The 16,469-nt window shown below is 50.7% G+C and carries 18 protein-coding genes; 10 read left to right on the top strand and 8 right to left on the bottom strand.

Annotated elements, in window-relative coordinates; translation table 11 throughout:
• Positions 1-138: 138 nt before the first annotated feature.
• Positions 139-705 (bottom strand): c-type cytochrome, encoded by a 567-nt coding sequence (locus ACH50O_RS01300; protein ID WP_446810263.1) that lies wholly within the window; start codon positions 703-705, stop codon positions 139-141.
• Positions 706-839: 134 nt separating this feature from the next.
• Between ACH50O_RS01300 and ACH50O_RS01295 the strand changes: the two genes are divergently transcribed.
• Positions 840-2,501, top strand: a complete 1,662-nt coding sequence (locus tag ACH50O_RS01295; RefSeq protein ID WP_446810262.1) for a putative transporter — start codon at positions 840-842, stop codon at positions 2,499-2,501.
• Between the two features lie 81 nt (positions 2,502-2,582).
• A complete protein-coding gene (locus ACH50O_RS01290; RefSeq protein ID WP_446810261.1) occupies positions 2,583-3,224 on the top strand; it encodes an alpha-ketoglutarate-dependent dioxygenase AlkB family protein in 642 nt (213 codons plus the stop codon).
• Here ACH50O_RS01290 and ACH50O_RS01285 read toward each other — a convergent pair.
• From ACH50O_RS01285 to ACH50O_RS01270, 4 genes are all read right to left on the bottom strand, one after another.
• On the bottom strand, positions 3,160-4,917 hold the full coding sequence (locus ACH50O_RS01285) for an LTA synthase family protein (RefSeq protein WP_446810260.1): 1,758 nt from the start codon (positions 4,915-4,917) through the stop codon (positions 3,160-3,162). The genes ACH50O_RS01290 and ACH50O_RS01285 overlap by 65 nt on opposite strands.
• A gap of 36 nt (positions 4,918-4,953) precedes the next feature.
• Positions 4,954-5,496, bottom strand: coding sequence for a hypothetical protein (locus tag ACH50O_RS01280; RefSeq protein WP_446810259.1), 543 nt, complete (start codon positions 5,494-5,496; stop codon positions 4,954-4,956).
• A gap of 109 nt (positions 5,497-5,605) precedes the next feature.
• Complete coding sequence (locus tag ACH50O_RS01275; RefSeq protein ID WP_446810258.1) at positions 5,606-6,001, bottom strand: hypothetical protein; 396 nt, start codon at positions 5,999-6,001, stop codon at positions 5,606-5,608.
• A 30-nt stretch (positions 6,002-6,031) separates the two neighbouring features.
• Positions 6,032-6,490, bottom strand: a complete 459-nt coding sequence (locus tag ACH50O_RS01270) for a DUF302 domain-containing protein (protein WP_446810257.1) — start codon at positions 6,488-6,490, stop codon at positions 6,032-6,034.
• A gap of 17 nt (positions 6,491-6,507) precedes the next feature.
• Between ACH50O_RS01270 and mobA the strand changes: the two genes are divergently transcribed.
• The gene (mobA, locus tag ACH50O_RS01265) at positions 6,508-7,110 is read left to right on the top strand and encodes a molybdenum cofactor guanylyltransferase MobA (RefSeq protein WP_446810256.1); all 603 of its coding nucleotides are present in this window, start codon (positions 6,508-6,510) and stop codon (positions 7,108-7,110) included.
• Between the two features lie 98 nt (positions 7,111-7,208).
• Entirely contained in the window at positions 7,209-8,153 is a 945-nt protein-coding gene (locus ACH50O_RS01260) for a hypothetical protein (RefSeq protein WP_446810255.1), read from the top strand.
• A gap of 186 nt (positions 8,154-8,339) precedes the next feature.
• Here ACH50O_RS01260 and ACH50O_RS01255 read toward each other — a convergent pair whose 3' ends face one another.
• Complete coding sequence (locus ACH50O_RS01255) at positions 8,340-8,672, bottom strand: hypothetical protein (protein WP_446810254.1); 333 nt, start codon at positions 8,670-8,672, stop codon at positions 8,340-8,342.
• A gap of 603 nt (positions 8,673-9,275) precedes the next feature.
• Between ACH50O_RS01255 and ACH50O_RS01250 the strand changes: the two genes are divergently transcribed.
• The 5 genes from ACH50O_RS01250 to ACH50O_RS01230 all read left to right on the top strand — a co-directional run bounded on the left by ACH50O_RS01250 (position 9,276) and on the right by ACH50O_RS01230 (position 13,107).
• A complete protein-coding gene (locus ACH50O_RS01250) occupies positions 9,276-9,428 on the top strand; it encodes a hypothetical protein (protein WP_446810253.1) in 153 nt (50 codons plus the stop codon).
• An 8-nt stretch (positions 9,429-9,436) separates the two neighbouring features.
• Positions 9,437-9,961, top strand: coding sequence for a cytochrome C oxidase subunit II (locus ACH50O_RS01245; RefSeq protein WP_446810252.1), 525 nt, complete (start codon positions 9,437-9,439; stop codon positions 9,959-9,961).
• On the top strand, positions 9,954-11,573 hold the full coding sequence (locus ACH50O_RS01240; protein WP_446810251.1) for a b(o/a)3-type cytochrome-c oxidase subunit 1: 1,620 nt from the start codon (positions 9,954-9,956) through the stop codon (positions 11,571-11,573). The genes ACH50O_RS01245 and ACH50O_RS01240 overlap by 8 nt, the downstream gene beginning before the upstream one ends.
• Positions 11,574-11,575: 2 nt before the next feature.
• Positions 11,576-12,223 carry a c-type cytochrome gene (locus ACH50O_RS01235; RefSeq protein WP_446810250.1) on the top strand — a complete coding sequence of 216 codons (648 nt, stop codon included), beginning with the start codon at positions 11,576-11,578 and terminating at the stop codon, positions 12,221-12,223.
• Positions 12,224-12,315: 92 nt separating this feature from the next.
• On the top strand, positions 12,316-13,107 hold the full coding sequence (locus tag ACH50O_RS01230; protein ID WP_446810249.1) for an elongation factor-1 alpha: 792 nt from the start codon (positions 12,316-12,318) through the stop codon (positions 13,105-13,107).
• A gap of 52 nt (positions 13,108-13,159) precedes the next feature.
• On the opposite strand, the gene ACH50O_RS01225 is transcribed toward ACH50O_RS01230, so the two are convergent.
• Entirely contained in the window at positions 13,160-14,089 is a 930-nt protein-coding gene (locus tag ACH50O_RS01225; RefSeq protein ID WP_446810248.1) for an HDOD domain-containing protein, read from the bottom strand.
• A gap of 11 nt (positions 14,090-14,100) precedes the next feature.
• Positions 14,101-15,402, bottom strand: coding sequence for a sigma-54 interaction domain-containing protein (locus ACH50O_RS01220; protein ID WP_446810247.1), 1,302 nt, complete (start codon positions 15,400-15,402; stop codon positions 14,101-14,103).
• A 201-nt stretch (positions 15,403-15,603) separates the two neighbouring features.
• Between ACH50O_RS01220 and ACH50O_RS01215 the strand changes: the two genes are divergently transcribed.
• A complete protein-coding gene (locus ACH50O_RS01215; RefSeq protein WP_446810246.1) occupies positions 15,604-16,440 on the top strand; it encodes a PEP-CTERM sorting domain-containing protein in 837 nt (278 codons plus the stop codon).
• Positions 16,441-16,469 lie beyond the last annotated feature (29 nt).

Genomic DNA, 16,469 nt, shown 5'->3' with positions numbered 1-16,469 from the left:
CTGCACATTAAGCGATTTGCGGCGGAAGTTGATACCAACGGGAAGACTCTTGGCCGGTATTAGACTAGCCGAAAAGCCAAGCGAAGCAAGCCGCATCGCCGGGATACTATCAGCGACGCGACCGCCAATTGTAATAATTTACAAAGACCCCAAGTAAGCCGCCAGCGCCTTAATGTCATCTTCGCCGAGCGATTGCGCCAAGGCATTCATTTGCGGCGCCTTGCGCGCACCTTTTTTGAAATCGGTCAGTTGCTTAGCCAAATATTGCGGCTGTTGTCCGGCCAGTTTCGGCACCATACCCATACCTTGCGCGTTATTGCCGTGGCAACCCAAGCACATCGCCGCTTTGTCTTTACCCGCTTTCACTAAGTTGGCATCGCCGCCACCGGCCGATTTTCCGTGCAAACTGGCGTAATATGCGGAAATATTTTGAACGTCGGTTTCGCTCAAGCCCGACGCCAACGGTTTCATCACTTCATTTTCACGTTGCCCGTTGCGGAATTTGTTCAATTGGCTCTCGATATATACCGCGCTCTGCCCGGCCAAACTTGGCCATAGCGGACTATTACTGACACCCGCGGCACCGTGGCAACCCTGACAAGCGGCGGCTTTGGCTTTACCGGCTTCTATATCGGCCGCGTTGACGCCGGCCGCAAACAGCCCCAGCATGACGATATACTTGATTTTATGGTATTTATTATTCATCGCGATCACCCTCGGTTGGCTTGTTGTACAATCCTGACGACAGAATGCGCTATCAGGCCTTTCCATCATAGTCAGGCCGTATAGACTACGCAAACCCAAATCTCCTTAATCATCTGCAACCCAAGGAATAGGCCATGTCCTGGCTGTTATCGCTTTTCAATCAAGACTCCGTCCCACATACCTTGCTAATTATCAGTTTGGTGGTCGCCAGCGGTTTGGTATTAGGCAGACTTTCGCTAGCCGGCATTCAGCTCGGCATCGCCGGCGTGTTGTTTTCCGGACTGATTTTTGGCCACTTCCAGATCAGCATCAACCCGGAAGTCATGCATTTTTTACGCGAATTCGGCCTGGTACTGTTCGTTTACGCAATTGGCTTGCAAGTAGGCCCCAGTTTCGTCAGCTCGTTTTTCCGTTACGGCTTACGCCTTAACGGCATGGCAGCGGCAATCGTCGTGTTGGGTGCCCTGATCACTGTATTAATCGGCGTCATCGGTAATATCCCGATGCCGGTCGCGGTCGGTCTGTTTTCCGGCGCCACTACCAACACCCCGTCGCTGGCCGCTGCGCAACAGGTATTAGGGGGTATTCCCGGCCTCAGCAGCGAAACATTGAAAATGCCGGGCTTGGGTTATGCCGTCGCCTATCCGTTCGGTATCGCCGGCATCATTCTGGCGATGCTGGTGAACAAACGGCTATTTAAAGTGGATATTGCCGCCGAAGCGAAAGACTTTGCCGACAAACAGCAGCAAGAAGCGCATGTGCCTATCTGGAAAGATTTGCGCGTAGAAAACCCCAACTTGAACGGCCTGACGCTACGGCAAATTCCGTTCTTCGAAGGCATGAACGTGGTCATGACCCGGATTCTGCATAACGGCGAAGTCGATGTTGCCGGTCAGGATAGCCGGCTGGCAATAGGTGACACGATTCGGCTGGTCGGCGAACGGGAACCGCTGGAACAGTTGAAAATCCTGATTGGCCCGGAATCGGATATCGATTTGAAACAAATCGCCACCAATTTACAAAGCAGACGGCTGGTGGTCACCAACAAATCCGCGATCAACCAAACCGTCGGCAATCTATGCGTATTGTATGGCGTCACTATTTCCCGAATTCATCGCCCCGATGTCGAATTCTCGCCAACCAGCAACGTACACGTGCATTTCGGCGACGAATTAAATGTAGTCGGCAACCTGGAACCATTGAACAGTATCGAAAAAGCCCTGGGCAACTCGCTGGAAGAGCTTGATCATCCGCAGATCATGCCGATTTTTATCGGTATTTCGCTGGGCGTGTTGCTCGGCAGCATACCCCTCTATTTACCCGGCATTCCGTCGGCGGTGAAACTGGGCATGGCGGGCGGGCCGCTACTGGTGGCCATCATGCTGAGCCGGATAGGCAACTGGGGCGCCATGACCTGGCATCTGCCGAAAAGCTCGAATATCATTTTGAAGGACATCGGCATCGTATTGTTCCTAGCTTGCGTTGGCCTGCACTCGGGAGACCAATTCGTCGAAACCTTGGTAAAAGGCGACGGATTTTACTGGATGGCCTGCGCGGCATTGATCACCTTATTGCCCTTGTTGATCATTGCCGCAGTAGCGCGGATAGTCTATAAGCAAAACTTCCTGAGCCTTTGCGGTTTGCTGGCCGGCAGCATGACCGATCCGCCGGCGTTGGCATTCGCCAATAATCTCAGTCCGTCGGCGGCGGTTTCGATGGCTTATGCCACCGTCTATCCGCTGGTAATGATTCTGCGGATCATTGCCGCACAATTGATTATTTTGTTGGTGAATTAAAACTGTAGCGGCCTGAATTCATCGACCTCGTGGCCTTAGGGCGATAAACCGCCCTGACGCATAGTTCAAGATCACATCGCCATGCCATCCGCGAACGGCTTACCGGCCAGCCACCAAAACCTTGCCCCCGGCGACGGTGAGTTATATCTGCTGCGAGCCTTCTATCCGCGGGCGATGGCGAATGACTATTTGCAAAACCTGCTGCAGACCCTGGCCTGGCAATCCGAACAAATCCACATTTACGGGCGTTGGCTGCAAGTGCCTAGGCTTATGGCTTGGTACGGCGATGCGGGGGCAGAGTACCGCTATTCCGGCGTCGCTCACCAACCGCTGCCCTGGACCGCCGAACTGTTGGCCTTACGAGTCGATGTCGAAACCGTTTGCCGGCAATCGTTCAATAGCGTATTAGCCAATTTATACCGCGACGGCCGCGATTCGATGGGCTGTCACGCCGACAACGAAAAGGAACTGGGGCCCAACCCGCTGATAGCCTCGCTCAGTTTCGGTGAAACCCGTTCGCTACGATTTCGGCATAACCGCAGCGGCGCTAAATTGGACATCGATCTGAACCACGGCGATTTGCTGATTATGGCTGGGGAATTACAACACCACTGGCGCCACCAGTTGCCGAAAAGCGCCAAGGCCAAACAGCCTCGCATCAATCTGACGTTTCGGCGGATTGTGTCAGCGCCCAATTCGCCCGATCTATCCGCAACGCGTTGAGTTTGTCGACCAATAGCTGTCTACCGGCTCCTTCCAGCGGCAATTTGCTGACGACCCGCGTTTCGTCGCCATCCAATTTGATCAGAAAATCTTCATTATCGCTAAATACGCTGACCATATCCCGATTGTCACCACGGCGATGAAAAATATATCTAGGCGAGACTTTGGTTTCGCCCAGCAATACCCCCCGCCAATTCGAGTAGCATTGCCGACCGGCGACCATACCCTGCAAGCTGTTGAATACGTCGATTTGTTGGTATTGCCCATTCTCCGTTACAGCGGACCGGTTTCCATCCGCAATGATTAAAGGCACTTTTGCCGTGGCTTTATACTGGCCGTATTGCTCGACTTCGGCTTTTTTCAACGGCGTCATCGAATGATGGTCACCAACGATAAGCAAAATACCGTTATTAAAAAAACCCTTATTCTGCAACTCCCTATAAAACCGGCCCAATTGTTTATCGGTATAACTAATCGCCGCGGACTCCGACTTTTCTTTACTCTCCGGATTAATATAAGGATGATGACTGCTGACGGTTTTAATAAACAACAAAAATTTATGCTTTTTATTATGCTCTACCCTAGCCAAAGCACGCTTATATAACGCTTCGTCGGGTGCGGCTTGAAAATGAAAACGCTCCCATTGCTCGTATTCGGGATGATCATGCCCTTCGATATAATCAAAACCCACGCTTTTTGCCCAGACCCCAGTATTGCCGAAGCTCAAATCGGCGGTGGTTAAAAACTCCGTTTGATAGCCATGTTTTTTCAGAATATTCGGTAAGGAATCTTTTATATTATAAAAACTATAGAACGAAGTTCCGCCATCGTCGGAATAACTAGATGGCGGATAAATCGGCTGCAAACCGGTCAACAAAGCAATTTCGCCGTCTTCGGTTATAAAGCCGTTAGCGTAAAAATTCTTGAAAGACATATTCTCGCCGGCGATCATGTCCAGATTGGGCGTCCAATCCTGGATGCCCGAAAAATAGCGGCTCTGATAGACCGATAGCGACTCCACCATCAAAATTATAATATTCTTGGCTTCGGCGGCTTGTGGCTGACAAGCAGTATCGTCCTGATAGGAAAACGCATCGACAAAGCCGTCACTATAGGGCGCAGCCTCGGATAAGATAGTCAAGTTGTAATCAATGACGTTTTTATAGATCCAGGCGTGAGCATATTTTTCATTATCGGCGAACGCCGCCGCTAATGGCGTGATCAGAATTACAAAAATAGGCAGCTTGGTATATCGCGGCGTTACCGCTTTAAATTTTGCCCAGGAAAAATATAAAGGCAATATCAAGATAAGCAGCGAGCAGCCCAACATGCCGAAGGCGCTTAAACCGTATATTTGTTGAATATATTTATAGGAATAATCGGCGTATTTTACTGCGTCGCCCCACGCCAGATGGGTATTGAAATTAACGATGACGACATAATCGATAATATAGACGGCAAATAGAAAAAAAGCCGTTAAGCGAAATAGCGCTCCCAGCCAACGATTTACTGCAGATAGAAACGATAAATACAATAACAGAAAAATACCGCAATAAATCGCCGCGTCGTTGAATAAGACCTGGGTAAATCCCAGCAAACGGGTACCGGTGTAATGATAAATAAAATTATCGACATACCAGCCTTTCAATAATAAAGGCGCGACCAAAATAAGCATCAATACTGTTTTGCTCATGCCTGGTAAATCAACTGAAATGTTAAAAAGGGACGGTTAATCGCGCTTGAGTTGCAGAAAATGAAAAATATCGACCTCAATCACACCGAAGGCAACGATCCACAACAGCGCGTCGTAAGCATCCAGCCAATCCGAGTGCATCAGCCACGCCACCACCATACCGAGCAAACCGACGAATACGGCCACGGTCATCAACCAAAACGCGGACCGGTGCCGCGCCACCAAAGACGGCCAGCGTACTTCCAATTCGAGTAACACTATCAACGCAAACCACAACAAGGAGTTAACCACCTCCAACCATTCGTTATCGCGGATATAGCTGCCAAACACTAATGCAATCACCACAATCAATACGTTGCGTACTGCATGCAGGGTACTTGCGGCAAACGGTGCGGCCTTGACGGTTTCCAGTTCGAACATCACCAACAATATCACCCAGGCCAAGGCATCGACCGCGGTCGTCATCGTGTCGACCGTTGCGTAAATGCCAATATTCAGCGTCAACAAAGCCAGAATCGCCAGTTTGAATTTAGGGTATGAAAGAAAAAACGCTGCGTTGGGCATAAAGGTAAAATGCATTGAATCCGGTAGCGAACGCCAAACCGCAAATGTTGCCGCGGTGTGGCGCGAGAAGAGCTTAAGCCATGATGCCAACCAAGCCGGCGCCATCCATCATGGTCAATAGGGCTTAATTCACGAAACAAGCCTTTTCGGCTTCGGCTTCGGCATCTTTTAGCCGCGTACGCAAATCCTTGGATTGTTTAGCGTCGCGAAACGCCGCCCCTGCTTCGCCCGGCGTTTTTTGCATCTGGGTAAAGGTTTTAGCCGATTCGTATTCTGAGAAACTGAGTTTTTCGGCGATTTTGTCGATTTTGCAGCCGCAGGCATATTGGCTGATATAAGTCAGACCGCCGTGTTTGGCAACGCATTCCAGCACATACTCGACGCGATCGCGGGTTGGATAATCGTTGGCCAATGCGGCCGGCTCACCGGCAGCGGCTTCGGGTTTTGCGTTTTCCTGGGTGCTGGCGCAACCGCTTAGCAGCGCTAAAACAGCGAGGGTAGAGAATAATGAATTTTTCATGGTACTCGGTTGTTATGTTAATAAGGATTTTTATTGTTCGGCGGCGAAATCGACAATCTGCCGCAATTGCCGGTTCATTTCTGTAGCGAATTTATTCAAGGCCGGGTTATCGGTGTCTTCCGGTAACAAATGCGTCCTGACGATGGTTTTGCCTTCGAATTGATAGGTCACCACATTGCAGGGCATATAGCCTATCGCATGTGGCGTTATCTCGAGTACGGTTCTAGCCAGCGTAAGATTGCAAAACTGTACTGTATCGTATTCCGGAAAATTCGCGGCGCCTCTATCGCGAATCACCTTCCCCACCCTGCTATGACCGGTGATGCGAAAGTTGTGTTCGGCAATCGCCACCTCCAACTCCGCCAACACATCGTCGTAGGGTTTTCCGGTTTCAACCTGATAATAGGTTACTTCCTCGGTATGCGGAGATTGCGCGGCGCAACTTGCAATCAGCGGCAGGCTTGCGAAAATGACAACTCTATTAAACATCGGCAAAGCTTATCATCATGAGCGGGCAAAACAAAGTAAGCGGCGTGGTGCTGGCCGGCGGTATGTCGCGGCGCATGCAGCAGCAGGACAAGGGCTTGCTGTTGTTCCAAAACCGCCCTTTGGTCAGTTATGCGTTGGCAGCCATGCGGCCTTTGGTGGATGAATTGCTGATCAGCGCTAATCGCAACCAAAACCGCTACCGGCAATTCGCTTATCCAGTCGTCAGCGATATAGAACAGACCTTCGATGGACCGCTGGCGGGGATTCTGGCGGCCATGCAGGTTGCGGAAAATTCGACACTGCTGATTGCGCCCTGCGACTCGCCGCTCGTTAAAACCATTCATTTACAACGTTTGCTGACCGAGCTTATCAAGGACGACGCCGAGATTGCCGTCGCCTATGACGGCGAACGTTTGCATCCGGTATTTGCCGCTCTCAGAACCGATCTGCAAGCCGATCTGCGAGCTTACTTGCAGCGTGGCGAGCGGAAACTGCAAATTTGGTTTCGCAGACATCGTATGATCAAAGTTGACTTTAGCGATGCCGCGCAAATCTTTGTCAATATCAATACGCCGAAGGAATTGGCGGAACTGGAAAAGACCGAAACCAATCCGCAGTAAAGCTACCCCCCTCAAACTACATATTACCGACAGGCACGGGGCAGCTAGCCCATCCGCGCGCGATTATGCTAACGTGGCGCTTTTGCCCCGGAATTGCAATGAAGCCAATCGCTCTCAAACTAGCACTCGCGCTGTCTTTAGTCTTGTCCAACCTGCTTTACCAAACAGCGCATGCGGACGCGACACCGGCAGGCCACGATAAATTGCGCATCCATACCGGCATGCCGAGAAAAACCAGTGATTCGCTGTTTTCATATACCGCCGAATGGCGTATCGACGATGGTGAAATTTACCGCTCGACCGGTCTGAGCTTTTTAAACGCCGCCAAAATTGATAGCGCAACGCCTGCCGCGCAAATTACCAAAAAGCTGCTTACGTCGATGAAAGACGGCATGATCCAGCTGGATCCGAATTGGCGGGGCATTACGCTCAGCCAGCCACAAGACCAAGCGGAACTGCTGATCAGCAACAAGGCCGGATATTCGCTGACCACGGTTACGGTCCGGGATTACAGCAATCAAGCCTTACGCTTCGACCTTATTGACAAGAGTTTCAGTGCCGACGGCGTACAAGTCGGGCTGGACTTGGTGTTTGCCGCCGATGTGGAATACCTGGACGGATTTTCGTCTAAAAAAGCCCTGACCGCATCGCAAGGCGAAATCCAGATCGTCATTGACGACCAAAAACCCGTCCAAATCAAAACCGACGGTAAAACCACCCGCGAACTTGAACAGGAAATCGCCAAAGCCTTGATAAGCTCGCAATTAAGCGAGACGCCTTTATATCCCGGCATGGTCACCAAGGACACCCGCAACAATAAACCTTTCGATGGCAGCGAAGTGCAATTTTTAAATCTTGCCGCCAAATCGATTGCAATCGACATAAGCGACCCGGCTTTGGGCGTGTTGATGAAATTCAAATATAAAGACGAAAATCGTTCGGTTCAGGTTGCCGAACCGCGCTTCATGCTGGGGGTTTTAGCGTTGATCGTCATCGTGACCATTGGGTACTTTTGGCGCCGAAACGCGAAAAAACCGGCATAAGCCAGCACTGAATCCGGCATAACCGGGCGTCATATATTTATTTCGCCCGACTTATTCCTTCGCTGCCAGCCATTCTGGCTAAGTGCGTGGCGTGTGAATTCAAGACCAGGTTTTGACAGCCGTATTGCGCCGGTTAATGACACGATGGCACGGGAGCTATCGTACATTTTCGTTAAATCGCAACTTTCAATACGGCAAAATCGACAGATTCAAACCTATCATCGCGACATTAACAACAAACCCGTAATTCGCCATTGTCTTCCTGAGTCTTGACTTGAACATGGCGATAGCCGCCAAGCCCAGGCCGACGATATCCGTTCCGATAAAAAACACCAACAAAAAACGCATGCCGCCACTATTCGATATTCCGTCCGTGGCGGCATAAATCGGAAATAAAAACACCAGCCAAATCAAAAAGTTGGTAGCCGCGATTAACAGCGCGGCGTTCGAAAAGCCCAGCAGACGATAGCGCACATTTCGATGTCGGTCTTGGTCGAATTCATTAGTCGGTTGGTTCATTGTCATCATCGTTTGTGTGGCAGGGATAAGACGTCGTGCGCCACGCCCAAGACTGGGCATGGTCAGCCAAACCTGGAGTGGCATGGTTGGCTAACGAAACGCCAGTTCATTTGCGCATTAAGCCCCCGGAACAGCTTACGGCGATAGACGCCGTTAACCAGGCTTCGTCCATCCCAGGAATTGCACTGGCCCTCCGAGAGATATCCGCAGTCTAACCTGAACAGAACCGTAACATCCATGAGGAAATATAGCCGAAAACATGAAAGCCTCCGGTTTGAGGCTGGAATCGATTCCGCAAAACGCCGGCGTTGAACACTTCGCCGGAGACCAGCGCACGCCGGTTATCTTTATAGCAAACGTCCTCGGCAGCTTTTTGCGACGGCATTCGAAGCCAAACGACTGCCTTGCTAGCAAGCTTCCGCATAAACCTCCTACAAACATTTAATAACATTGATTTATCGCTTTCGATTAAAGCGGCGCTAGGGGTATGATTACCCCAGCAATCGGATGGTAAAGTCATCGAAAAGAATGACGGAACCGATACTGTCCATGCCGTTAATTGCCAACATAATTCCTATCAAAACGCATACAAGAAGGAAGGATATGAACAATCTCTCTGAAGAAGAACGTCAAAAAATTCTGCAAAGCGCCCCGATTGGCACCTGGGCATTAATGCTGATCGTCAGCGGCGGCATGGTGATTGCCTGGCTACTGATGTATTACGGAGTGTTTTTACCTCGTGGTCATATAGGTTAGGGGGCCGCATGCATATCCATAAACTGGAAAAACAGTGGGCGGCCATTGCACTAATGATCGCGGGACTATTTGTAGTAGTCATTTTATCTTCCGCATTATTCCATGGCATTCACGCTCCTAGTAATGTTGAAGCGATCGATTCTGCCCGACTGCATCTGTCGGCGGAATTTGCCGAAGACAAACTTGGTGTCCAACAACATCCTGACGGCAGCGTCACTGTGCGGATGGTGGCCGGTCGTTACGGGTTTTATCCGAAAAACCTCGTTTTGCCGGCGGAAACCAACATTACCTTCCGCTGGGTCAGCCTTGACGTCATTCATGGCGTTCATATCCCTATGACCAATATGAGCACGATGATCGTGCCCGGCTATGTGGCACAAGTCAAAACCCTGTTACACCATACTGGCGACTATCCGTTGCTGTGCAACGAGTATTGCGGCATGGGCCACGCACACATGTGGAGCAACGTTAAGGTAGTCGGCAAAGCGCAGTGGGAAGCGCTCAACAAACAAGGGGGAGCAAATCATGGATAACACAGTGGAAAAAAAATTGGCGCTCACCCATTTCTGGGTAGCGTTCGGCGCGTTCGCGCTGGCCTGCCTACTGGGCGGCTATCAAGTCATCGAACGTAGCGGCTTTTTCAAAATTCTGGAATCTAGGGAAGTCTATTATGCCTCGGTGAGTACACACGGTGTTTTGATGGGTTTTGTATTAACCACCTTCTTTATCATGGGTTTTGGCTATTACGTTGCCACCAGCAGTTTGAAATTACCGGTTTGGAATAAAACATTTGCCTGGACAGGCTTCGGTGTGGCATTGACCGGTGTGGTACTCGCGGCATTACCTCTGCTGGGTGGTGCTGCCTCGGTTATGTTTACCTTTTACCCGCCTTTACAAGCCCATCCCTTGTTCTACATAGGAGCGACCTTGCTGGTGGTTGGCTCCTGGTTTTGGGCCGTGACAATGATCGTCATGTATATGCAATGGAAAAAGGCAAACCCTGATCAGCCGGTGCCGCTAGCGATGTTTGCCACCACAGCCAACGCAATCTTATGGCTGTGGACCAGCGCCGGGGTAGCTGCTGAAGTCTTATTCCAATTGATCCCATGGGCTTTAGGCCTGATTGATACCATAGACCCCGGTCTGGCACGGACGCTCTTCGCCTGGACCCTGCACCCCATCGTCTATTTCTGGTTGATTCCTACCTACACCGCCTTTTATACCTTGGTACCAAAGCAGGCTGGCGGCTATTTGTTCAGCGACATCATGGCTCGCGCCGCCTTTATTCTGCTGGTGGTCTTCAGCCTGCCGATCGGATTCCATCATTTGTATATGGATCCTGAACAAAATCATAGCTGGAAAATCCTGCATGCTATTGGAACTTTCGTGGTGACCTTGCCGACCTTTGTTACCGGCTTTACCGTAATCGCCTCGCTAGAAATTGCCGGGCGTTTGCGCGGGGGTAAAGGCCTATTCGGCTGGATAGCCGCCTTGCCTTGGCACAATCCGATGGTACTGGCGATCATCCTGGGTTTATTGATGCTGATCTTTGGCGGCTTTGGCGGTCTGGTCAACGCCAGCTATGCGATGAATGCGATGGTGCATAACACCGCGTGGATTTCAGGTCACTTTCACCTGATCTTCGGCGGCACAACCATCATCATGTATTTCGGCATAGCCTATTACTTCTGGCCGGTTTTAACCGGCAAGCCGCTATATAGCAACTCGCTGGCTACCATCCAATTATGGACCTGGTTTGTCGGCATGATCATCATGACTACCCCATGGCACATTCTCGGCTTGTTGGGACAACCCCGCCGAATCGACAGCGTCAATTACAATAATTTACTGACATTGTCTTGGGAGCCCTATGAAGTGACGATGATATTCGGCGGCATGATACTTATCTTTTCTGCGGGATTGTTGATATATAACCTTTGCAAAACTCAAACCGGCAGCGAAGTGTTCACAGGTGAAGTCGAGTATGCTGAACAGGCTGATAGCCCTGACTACCTTCCCGGCTATCTGAATAGTTTCAGTTTGTGGAATATCGTCATCGGCGTTTTCATGCTGATTGCCTTCGGCTACCCGATTCTGCAATTCTTCTTGATGGAAACCTTTGGTTCAGGCAGATGGGGGGTCTGATCATGAAAAAATTCATTTTAAGCGCTGTCTTAATACTGCCAACTGCGGCCTTGGCGCAACCCTCTTCGCAAGTGGCGTGGACTGCCGAGCAGCTTAACTTCGTTAAAGTCGGCAATCCGCAAAAAGGCCAGGAATTGGCCAAAACCTGTAGCGCCTGTCACGGCGAAAAAGGCATCAGTGCCTCCGCAGCATTTCCGTCGCTGGCCGGACAATTGCCTACCTATCTGTATAAGCAATTGCAGGATTACACCGACGGCAACCGGGAAAATGCCTTAATGGCCGGCCTGGCGAAAACCTTAAGTAAGCAGGACGCTGCCGATCTAGCGGTCTGGTTCGGTTCGCAACCGGCTGCTTTTCAATCGCCCAATCCCATGGTTTACGAGCAAGCGGAAAAACTGGTAAAAAACGGCAATAGCGAGCGGGTGTTACCGCCTTGCGAGGTGTGCCATGGCGGCAACGGCAAAGGCCAAGTCGTCGACATCCCTGCCCTATCGGGTCAAAACGCCGACTATCTGACCGCGACATTACAAGCTTTTAAGAACGGCACTCGGCGCAACGACATCTACAGTCGCATGCGCATCGTTGCCCAGGCACTGACTGACCAAGAAATCAGCGAATTGGGTTATTACTACCAAAACATCAAAAAATAGTAATATGCTTAGCACGCGGGAGGCTTGGCTTTTGCCTCCCGCTCTTGGTCTTGCTCTTAGCACCAACATCCTCAACCATCCGGAATAGGCCCATGTCAGATCGTAACGATACACCCGTAAAATATGCCTATAAAGGCGCTAATCTGATCAGTTTCGGCCTTTCGATCAAACTGCTGTTCACCGGTTATTTGACCACGATAGCCGCCGGCTATCTGATGGCATTAATCCAGATTTTATTTACGCACGGCATGGCCGACGGCAAATTCGGCTTGTCGCTGGACGACATCGTCTACAGCTATTACGGCGACCGCTCCGGCTCCGTGTTGGAATCCAAACTGAACGGCTCCATGAAATACAACGCGCCGGAACAGGAGCGCTTTAAAATTGTGCAGTGGGTTAGAGACGGTGCCGACGAAGCGGTTTATAACAAGAATGTCAAACCGATAGTCGACCAATTTTGCGTCGGCTGCCACGGCCCGAATGCCGGCACCTTGCCAGACTTCACCAAGTTTGCCACACTGAAAAAACTGACCGAATCCAATGAAGGCGCGACATTCCAATCGCTGACGCGGCTGTCGCACATCCATTTGTTCGGCATCAGTTTTATTTTTATGTTTGTGGGCATCATTTTCAGTTTCAGTACCGGCGTGCCGGGCAAATACAAATACCCGGCGATCGTAATGCCGTATTTGTTCTTGCTGATCGACATCGCTTCGTGGTGGCTGACCAAACTCAACCCGCACTTCGCCTTGCTGGTGTTCGTAGCCGGTGCCGGACTGGGTATTTCCTTCGCATTTATGTGGACCGTGTCCATGTATCAAATGTGGATACTGGGCGGGATCAGGAAACAATCGGACCGTCGCAATGCAATATTGCGCGACTAGCCGGCTGTTACCAAACTAGATTGGCGCCGGCATTTAAGGACCGGCGCTTTGCTTAATCGGTAAGTTGCTCGGCCGTCGCCAGAATTTTCGCCAGTTCCTCGTTTTGACTGTCGAGGATTTGCAGGCAAACCGCCTCATCCAACCCCAACAAGGCCGGCACTTCTTCCGGGCAGACCTGATTGACGGCGTCGCCTATCCCTAAACGCCCTAGCAAGCAATCGCTATAGAAAGTCAGCAGATTCAATTGATGATTTTCGCCGCGGTAGCAGGGATTATGATGGTGATACACAATATCGGTAATCATGCGCGGCATGGACCAGACATTCATCAGCCAAGCACCGATTTCGGCGTGATTGAGGCCGAACGCAAAGGTTTCCAGATTAAAAATCGCCAGGGTGGGGTTAGCTTTGATCAAGCCGCTTAAGTAGCTGAACTCGTCGGGAAAGCGATGCCCCAACAACGGAAAACCGATATTGTGCATAAGCCCGGCCAGAAACAAGGCCTGCGGCTCCGGCCGGCCAGCAGCCGGCATCACTGCGGCCAATTGCGCCATCATCCGGGTACTGGCCAGGGCATGCGTCCAAAACATCCGCGTTCCTATCTGACCTTCCTTGGGTGATTTAAGCGGCGCTAACACCGCCAGACCTAAAGCCAAATCCAACACGAAATCAAACCCCAAAACCCGGGTAATCGCATCGTGTACGGTCGTAATCTGGCCACGATAACCATAGAGCGCGGAACTGGCCCAACGGGTGATTTGTGCGGTCAACAAGGGATCGAGTTCGATGATGTCCGCCAATCTCCGCGCATCGGCACTGGGATCGGCGATCAGATTTAAAATGCGTAGCGCACTACCCGGCAACGGCGGTAAGGCTTTGATCTGGGCGATAGTCTCGCGCATATCTCTAGGTGGCGTTAAACCGTTGCGCTGCCGGCTGCCGATATTGTCCAGCGTCCAGTTTATCAGGTTGGATTCCATCATTGCTCCGCCGCTTAATTCAGATTGAGTCGATTAAGTTTTCTATACAGCGTCCGCTCGCTAATATTCATTTCCGCTGCAATCAATTTGCGATTACCCTGATATTTATTAATCAAACTGTTGATAAATTCCGCCTCGAATTGAGCCATGCTGCTAACCGGCAAGGGCTGATTGGATTCGTGCTGTCTATGGCTGTCGGCGGGCTCGGTGATACTCTGGCGCTGCATAAAATGAATATCGGTTTCTTGAATAATCCTATCCTTGCACAATCCGGCCGCTAGTTGCAGACAATTTCTCAGCTCGCGGATATTGCCGGGCCAGGCGTATTGGATAAGTTTGATTAAGGCCGACTGCGTAATCGTATAGTCGCTCTCGACATTCACACTCAACTGATTTAAAAAATGATCGATCAGTAAGGGTAAGTCCTGTCTACGCTGCCGCAATGGCGGTACCTCAACCGGAAATACCGAAAGCCGGTAGAACAAATCTTCACGAAACAAACCGGCTTTAACCATGTCCGCCAGATTTCTGTGGGTGGCGCAAACCACTCGGACTTTGGCCTTTTGCATTGCTGTGCCGCCAACTCGCCGGAATTGACCGCTTTCCAGTGCCCTTAATAATTTGGGCTGTTGCGATAGCGGTAGGTCGCCAATCTCATCGAAAAACAGAGTACCGTTATCGGCCAACTCGAATAAACCTTTTTTCGCGGATGTCGCACCGGTAAACGCGCCCTTTTCGTGACCGAACAATTCGCTTTCAAACAACTCTTCGCCAAGAATCGTGCAATCGACAATTACAAAATTGTCACCAGCCTGTTTTGAATGCCGATGTACAAACTCCGCGGCAAGTTCCTTACCGGTACCGGTTTCACCGAGCAATATTACCGGCGCCTGGGTTTCGGCGGCCTGCTGCAAACGGATTTTGAATTGCGTGAACGGAGCGGATTTGCCGATCATGCTGGATGCAGTATCCCCGGCCGGAGGTTTATTCAAGACGGTGAGGGTTTCGCCTAGATATAGGGTTGCATCGGCATCCAATAACGGGAAACCTCGCACATTTAGCAATCTTTGCGAACTTGGGTTGGAAGCGTCTGCGAAGATACCGGCATAAGCTTCCAGCGTTTGAAACAAGCGCCGGTGCCGGCAATCCCGGTTGTCGAGACAGCAAGGCTGCCCGATCAATGTTTGCCGCATAACGCCAAAACCAAGTTCCCAAGCCCGATTAACCGCGATAATGCGCAAGTCGGCACCGATAATAATCAGCGGTAAATCATGGGTTTCCAACAACGATTCCAGCGTAAAAGCACTTTGCGGCATAAATTCCAATATCTTCCCAATTCCAAATATTCACTGACAGCTTAACAACCGGCCCTGCCAGGGCCGTCACCGATACTGCCAGTCTTGTCAGTATTTTAAACGCCATTTTAACTGGAAACGGCGACAAACCTAGGCGGATAGGCCTTGGCATCATTCTTGTAATGTGAATAAGAATAGCTCATTCATCATTAAGGGACACCCATGAAAGTTTTACGCGCACTCTCGCTTGCAAGCATTTGCATCAGTCTTAACGCCAACGCAGCCAGCATAACCATCGACGGCAATCTGGCAGACTGGGGTTTGCACAGAAACGGCAATAGTGCCGACTGGCTTCCCAATTCCTCTCTAGTTCCCAGTTCGCAATACACAGTTGAAGACCAGACTGGCAATTCCGGCACTCGTCTGTTTCCAGGTTACGGCGGCCAAGCCTACGACGCCGAAGCATTTTACATTACGATGGATGCCACCTATCTGTATCTTGCTTTAATCACCGGTCTGTCGCCGAATACACCCAACGACCCGGCGCGTAATAGTTATGGTCCGGGCGATTTTGCGATCGATTTTGGTCGCGACGGTACCTTTGAATTCGGTGTGGAAACCACCGGTAGTCAGGCTGGCAGCGTCTTCAGAGTTAGCGCCTGGGATTACGGATTGTGGGATACCAATGGCAACTACAATCCCAACCATCCCGACCTTAGCCATCCAACATCGATAAAGACAGGAACCTTGGTCAGTAGTGCCGGCCAGTTGATTTACAACAGCAATCCTTTCAAGAATATGGGGATTTATACGAACGACAATCACTATGCGATCGAAGCAGCCATACCACTGATCGCATTTAGCGGATTTTCTGGGAAATTTGACGTACAGTGGACCATGAATTGCGCGAACGACGCCATCTTGGTAGACCCCAACTTGGCGACAGTACCGGAGCCTAACTCTTTACTGCTGTTGTCTGCCGGCATACTGGGACTGTTCTCAATAGGTCGCAAGAACAGTTCATGGCCAACCCAATACGTGTCTGTGCCTGCTATTTGATGTTAAACCAAGCGGGGATGGCACCATCC

It is taken from the genome of Methylomonas sp. 2BW1-5-20 (genome assembly GCF_052474515.1).
The sequence above is the reverse complement of the archived record's forward strand: the minus strand, read 5'-3'. Positions and strand labels throughout refer to the sequence as shown.